This is a genomic window from Mycobacterium sp. TH-M15, assembly GCF_057473705.1.
In genome coordinates, this window is the sequence record NZ_JBYCLB010000428.1 from 1 (window position 1) to 6,270 (window position 6,270).

7 protein-coding genes are annotated in these 6,270 nt (G+C 71.7%); all 7 read left to right on the top strand.

Translation table 11 applies throughout. The features are described from left to right. Nucleotides 1-386 (top strand): bifunctional ornithine acetyltransferase/N-acetylglutamate synthase (locus AC2VNT_RS10315; protein WP_486946761.1); only part of this gene is annotated, 386 nt, incomplete at its 5' end. Nucleotides 387-420: 34 nt separating this feature from the next. Continuing rightward, complete coding sequence (argB, locus tag AC2VNT_RS10320) at nucleotides 421-1,290, top strand: acetylglutamate kinase (RefSeq protein WP_486946762.1); 870 nt, start codon at nucleotides 421-423, stop codon at nucleotides 1,288-1,290. After that, nucleotides 1,287-2,534 carry an acetylornithine transaminase gene (locus tag AC2VNT_RS10325; protein ID WP_486946763.1) on the top strand — a complete coding sequence of 416 codons (1,248 nt, stop codon included), beginning with the start codon at nucleotides 1,287-1,289 and terminating at the stop codon, nucleotides 2,532-2,534. Before argB ends, AC2VNT_RS10325 begins: the two co-directional genes overlap by 4 nt. Then, nucleotides 2,531-3,457, top strand: a complete 927-nt coding sequence (gene argF / locus AC2VNT_RS10330; RefSeq protein ID WP_486946764.1) for an ornithine carbamoyltransferase — start codon at nucleotides 2,531-2,533, stop codon at nucleotides 3,455-3,457. The genes AC2VNT_RS10325 and argF overlap by 4 nt, the downstream gene beginning before the upstream one ends. Then, a complete protein-coding gene (locus AC2VNT_RS10335) occupies nucleotides 3,454-3,960 on the top strand; it encodes an arginine repressor (protein WP_486946765.1) in 507 nt (168 codons plus the stop codon). Before argF ends, AC2VNT_RS10335 begins: the two co-directional genes overlap by 4 nt. Before the next feature lie 31 nt (nucleotides 3,961-3,991). Further along, on the top strand, nucleotides 3,992-5,188 hold the full coding sequence (locus AC2VNT_RS10340; RefSeq protein ID WP_486946766.1) for an argininosuccinate synthase: 1,197 nt from the start codon (nucleotides 3,992-3,994) through the stop codon (nucleotides 5,186-5,188). A gap of 88 nt (nucleotides 5,189-5,276) precedes the next feature. After that, nucleotides 5,277-6,270, top strand: a 994-nt coding sequence (gene argH, locus AC2VNT_RS10345; protein WP_486946767.1) for an argininosuccinate lyase, incomplete at its 3' end; no start/stop codon positions are given.

Genomic DNA, 6,270 nt, shown 5'->3' on the forward strand with positions numbered 1-6,270 from the left:
CCGACGCCGAGGGGGTGAGCAAGCGGATCACGATCACCGTCGCCGGTGCGGCCGGCGACGACGAGGCGCTGGTCGCCGCCCGGCTGATCGCCCGCGACAGCCTGGTCAAGACCGCACTGTTCGGGTCCGACCCCAACTGGGGCCGGGTGCTGGCCGCGGTCGGGATGGCGCCGTTCCGGCTCGACCCGGACCGGATCACCGTGTCGTTCAACGGCTCGCCGGTCTTCAGCGGCGGCATGCCGGTCCCTGGCGCCCGCCAGGTGGACCTCTCCGGCCCGGACGTCGACGTCGTCGTCGACCTCGAGCTGGGCACCGGGAGCGCCGCGATCCGCACCACCGACCTGTCGCACGCCTACGTCGAAGAGAACTCGGCTTACAGCTCATGATCTTCGCTCCGCATCGTCGGCGGTGGCAAAGCTCATGACCGACACCGCGACCAAGGCCCAGGTGCTCGCCGAAGCGCTGCCCTGGCTCAAGCAGCTGCACGGGCGGATCGTCGTCGTCAAATACGGCGGCAACGCGATGACCGACGACACCCTCAAGAACGCGTTCGCCGCCGACATGGCGTTCCTCCGCAACTGCGGCATCCACCCGGTGGTGGTGCACGGCGGCGGACCGCAGATCAGTGCCATGCTCACCCGGCTGGGCATCGAAGGCGACTTCAAGGGCGGATTCCGGGTCACCACACCGGAAGTCCTCGACGTGGCGCGGATGGTGCTGTTCGGCCAGGTCGGCCGGGAGCTGGTCAACCTGATCAACGCGCACGGACCGTACGCGGTCGGCATCACCGGCGAGGACGCGGCGCTGTTCACCGCGGTGCGCCGCAGCGTCACCGTCGACGGGGTGGCCACCGACATCGGCCTGGTCGGCGACGTCGAGACGGTCAACACCGAAGCGGTGCGCGACCTGATTGCCGCACACCGGATCCCGGTCGTCTCGACGCTGGCCCCCTACGCCGACGGGGTGGTGCACAACATCAACGCCGACACCGCCGCGGCGGCGCTGGCCGAGGCGCTGGGCGCGGAGAAGCTGTTGATGCTCACCGACGTGGCAGGCCTCCACACCCGCTGGCCGGAGCGGGACTCGCTGGTCAGCGAGATCGACACCGCGACGCTGGCGCAGCTGCTGCCGACCCTGCAGGCCGGGATGATCCCCAAGGTGGAGGCCTGCCTGCGCGCCGTGGGCGGCGGCGTGCCCAGCGCGCACGTCATCGACGGCCGGGTGGAGCACTGCGTGCTGGTCGAGTTGTTCACCGACGCCGGCACCGGGACCAAGGTGGTGAATCCATGACCGAATCACCTGGTGGCGACCCGCTGCGCTCGGCCTCGCCGAGCTTGCGATCGCCACGCACTGAAGCCATACAGCACCGGTGGTCGACGGTGATGATGCACAACTACGGCACCCCGCCGGTGGCGCTGGCTAGCGGTGACGGCGCGGTGGTCACCGACGCCGACGGCCGGTGCTACCTGGATCTGCTCGGCGGGCTGGCGGTCAACATCCTCGGCCACCGCCACCCCGCGCTCATCGAGGCGGTCACCGCACAGCTGTCCACCCTGGGGCACACCTCGAACCTGTACGCCACCGAGCCGGGCATCGCGCTGGCCGAGGAGCTGGTCGCCCTGCTCGGCGCCGGCCAGCCGGCTCGGGTGTTCTTCTGCAACTCCGGCACCGAGGCCGTCGAGGTCGCGTTCAAGCTGTCGAGGCTCACCGGGCGCAGCAAACTCGTTGCCGCGCAGGGGGCGTTCCACGGCCGGACGATGGGATCGCTGGCGCTGACCGGCCAGCCCGGCAAGCAGGACCCGTTCGCCCCGCTGCCCGGCGAGGTCAGCCACGTGCCGTTCGGCGACGTCGACGCGCTGGCCGCGGCGGTCGGCGACGACACCGCCGCGGTGGTGCTGGAGCCGATCATGGGCGAGAGCGGGGTGGTCGTTCCGCCGGACGGCTACCTGCTCGCCGCCCGGGAGATCACCGCCCGGCACGGTGCGCTGCTGGTGCTCGACGAGGTGCAGACCGGGGTGGGCCGCACCGGCACGTTCTTCGCCCACCAACACGACGGCATCACCCCCGACGTGGTGACGCTGGCCAAGGGGCTGGCCGGCGGGCTGCCGATCGGCGCCTGCCTGGCGGTCGGCCCGGCCGCCGAGCTGTTCGCCCCCGGGATGCACGGCAGCACGTTCGGCGGCAACCCGGTCTGCACCGCCGCCGCGTCGGCGGTGCTGCGGGTGCTGGCCGCCGACGACCTGGTGCGCCGTGCCGGGACGCTGGGAAAGTCGTTGAGCCACGGCATCGAAGCGCTGGGCCATCCGCTCATCGACCATGTTCGCGGGCGCGGGCTGCTCTGCGGCGTGGTGCTGACCGCGCCGCGGGCCAAGAACGTCGAGACCGCGGCCCGCGACGCCGGATTCCTGGTCAACGCCGCCGCACCGGACGTGGTCCGGCTGGCGCCACCGCTGATCATCGGCGAGGCGCAGCTGGAGTCCTTCGTCACCGCCCTGCCCGCCATCCTGGACGCCAGTGAGGAACCCGCATCGTGACCCGGCATTTCCTGCGCGACGACGACCTCTCCCCGACCGAGCAGGCCGAGGTGCTGGCGCTGGCGGCCGACCTCAAGCAGAGCCCGGTGAGCCGGCGGCCGCTGGACGGGCCGCGCGGCGTGGCGGTGATCTTCGACAAGAACTCCACCCGGACCCGGTTCTCCTTCGAGATCGGCATCGCCCAACTCGGCGGGCACGCCGTCGTCGTGGACGGCCGCTCCACCCAGCTGGGCCGCGACGAGACGCTGCAGGACACCGGCCGGGTGCTCTCCCGCTACGTTGATGCCATCGTCTGGCGGACCTTCGGTCAGGACCGGCTGACCGCGATGGCCGAGACCGCGACGGTGCCGGTGGTCAACGCGCTCTCCGACGAATTCCACCCCTGCCAGGTGCTGGCCGATCTGCAGACGATCGCCGAACGCCGCGGGTCACTTCCCGGTCTGCGGCTGTCCTACTTCGGTGACGGCGCCAACAACATGGCCCACTCGCTACTGCTCGGCGGCGTCACCGCCGGCCTGCACGTCACCGTCTGCGCGCCCGCCGGTTTCGCCCCCGACCCGGCGGTGGTGCACGCCGCGCGGCACCGGGCCGCGGCCACCGGCGGGTCGGTGACGCTCACCGCCGACCCGGCCACGGCGGCGCGCGGCGCCGACGTGCTGGTCACCGACACCTGGACGTCGATGGGCCAGGAAGACGACGGGCTGGACCGGGTGGCGCCGTTCCGGCCGTTCCAGGTCAACGACGACCTGGTCGGCCGCGCCGACCCGGAGGCCATCGTGCTGCACTGCCTGCCGGCGCACCGCGCCGACGAGATCACCGACGCGGTGATCGACGGGCCGCACAGCGCGGTCTGGGACGAGGCGGAGAACCGGCTGCACGCGCAGAAGGCGCTGCTGGTCTGGTTGCTGGAGCGGCGCCGATGAGCGCCGGCATGCCCAAGGCGCCGGCCGAGGGCGGCGTCACCCGGGTCGGTCGGCAGGCCCGGATCGTCGAGCTGCTGTCGTCGGCGCCGGTGCACAGTCAGACCGAGCTGGTGGCGCTGCTGGCCGCCGACGGCATCGAGGTCACCCAGGCCACCTTGTCCCGGGACCTGGAGGAGCTCGGTGCGGTGAAGCTGCGCGGCGCCAACGGCGGCGCGGGCGTGTACGTGGTCCCGGAGGACGGCAGCCCGGTGCGCGGGGCGCCGGCCGGCACCAGCCGGCTCTCCCGGCTGCTGGGCGAGCTGCTGGCCTCCACCGACGCCACCGGCAATCTCGCCGTGCTGCGCACCCCGCCGGGCGCCGCCGACTACCTGGCCAGCGCGATCGACCGGGCGGCGCTACCGTACGTGGTCGGCACCATCGCCGGGGATGACACTATCTTCGTGGCGGCCCGCGAGCCGATGACCGGCGCCGAGCTGGCCGCGGCCCTCGTCGACCTGAAGTGACGACCTAACCGAGAACTAAGGAGATCCATTCATGTCCGAGCGCGTCATCCTGGCCTACTCCGGGGGGCTGGACACCTCGGTGGCGATCAGCTGGATCGGCAAGGAGACCGGGTGCGAGGTGGTCGCCGTCGCGATCGACCTCGGCCAGGGCGGCGAGGACATGGAGGTGGTGCGCCGGCGCGCCCTGGACTGCGGGGCGGTCGAGGCGGTCGTCGTCGACGCGCGCGACGAGTTCGCCGACGGTTACTGCCTGCCCACCATCCAGTCCAACGCGCTCTACATGGACCGCTACCCGCTGGTCTCGGCGATCAGCCGGCCGCTGATCGCCCAGCACCGGGGGGCCGCGGCCCGGCAGCACGGCGGCGGCACCGTCGCGCACGGCTGCACCGGCAAAGGCAACGACCAGGTCCGGTTCGAGGTCGGGTTCGCCACGCTGGCACCGGATCTGAAGGTGTTGGCGCCGGTCCGCGACTACGCCTGGACCCGGGAGAAGGCCATCGCCTTCGCCGAGGAGAACGCCATCCCGATCAACGTCACCAAGCGGTCGCCGTTCTCGATCGACCAGAACGTGTGGGGCCGCGCGGTGGAGACCGGCTACCTGGAACACCTGTGGAACGCGCCGACCAAGGACGTCTACTCCTACACCGAGGATCCGACCCTCCACTTCACCACCCCCGACGAGGTGATCGTCGGCTTCGAGCGCGGGGTGCCGGTCTCGATCGACGGCCGCGCGGTCAGCGTGTTGGGCGCCGTCGAGGAGCTCAACCGCCGCGCCGGCGCTCAGGGGGTGGGCCGGCTCGACGTGGTGGAGGACCGGCTGGTCGGGATCAAGAGCCGGGAGATCTACGAGGCGCCCGGCGCGATGGCGCTGATCACCGCGCACACCGAACTCGAACACGTGGTGCTGGAACGCGAGCTGGGCCGGTACAAGCGGCACACCGACCAGAAGTGGGCCGAGCTGGTCTACGACGGCCTGTGGTACTCGCCGCTGAAGACGGCGCTGGACGCGTTCGTCGCGCACACCCAGCAGCACGTCACCGGGGAGGTGCGGATGGTGCTGCACGGCGGCCACATCGCGGTGAACGGCCGGCGCAGCGACGAGTCGCTGTACGACTTCAACCTGGCCACCTACGACGAAGGGGACAGCTTCGACCAGACCGCTGCCCGCGGCTTCGTCGAGCTGCACGGATTGAGCTCGAAGATCGCCGCCCGCCGGGACGCGCGGTGACGTTTTCCAGCGCGAGCAGACGCAAAAGCCCCCAGTTGCGCGGGGTTTGGGGGGTATTAGCGTCTGCTCGCCGGAGGAGGGCAACCGCATGAGCACCAACGAGGGCTCGCTGTGGGGCGGGCGGTTCGCCGACGGGCCGGCCGCCGCGCTGGCCGCGCTGAGCAAGTCCACCCACTTCGACTGGGCGCTGGCCCGCTATGACATCACCGCGTCCAAAGCCCACGCCCGGGTGTTGTTCGGTGCCGGCCTGCTCACCGCCGAGCAGCGTGACGGGCTGCTGTCCGGGCTGGACCGGCTCGGCGCCGACGTCGCCGACGGCAGCTTTCGCCCGCTGGCCACCGACGAGGACGTGCACGGTGCTCTGGAGCGCGGCCTGATCGACCGGGTCGGTGCCGACCTGGGCGGCCGGCTGCGGGCCGGCCGGTCGCGAAACGACCAGGTGGCCACGCTGTTTCGGATGTGGTTGCGGGACGCGACGCGTCGGGTGGCCACCGGCGTGCTCGACGTGGTCGATGCGCTGACCGCGCAGGCCACCGCCCACCCGGGCGCGGTGATGCCGGGCAAGACGCACCTGCAGTCCGCCCAGCCGGTGTTGCTGGCGCATCACCTACTGGCGCACGCGCATCCGCTGCTGCGGGACGTGGACCGGATCGTCGACTTCGACGCCCGGGCGGCGGTCTCGCCGTACGGCTCCGGGGCGCTGGCCGGGTCGTCGCTCGGCCTGGATCCGGAGGCGATCGCCGCCGAGCTGGGGTTCGCTGCGGCAGCGGACAATTCCATCGACGCGACCGCGGCACGGGACTTCGCCGCCGAAGCGGCGTTCGTCTTCGCGATGATCGGTGTCGACCTGTCCCGGCTCGCCGAGGACATCATCATCTGGAGCTCAACGGAATTCGGCTACATCGCCCTGCACGACGCATGGTCGACCGGCAGTTCGATCATGCCGCAGAAGAAGAACCCGGACATCGCCGAGCTGGCTCGCGGCAAGTCCGGCCGGCTGATCGGGAACCTGGCCGGGTTGCTGGCCACCCTGAAAGCCCAACCGCTGGCCTACAACCGGGACCTGCAGGAGGACAAGGAGC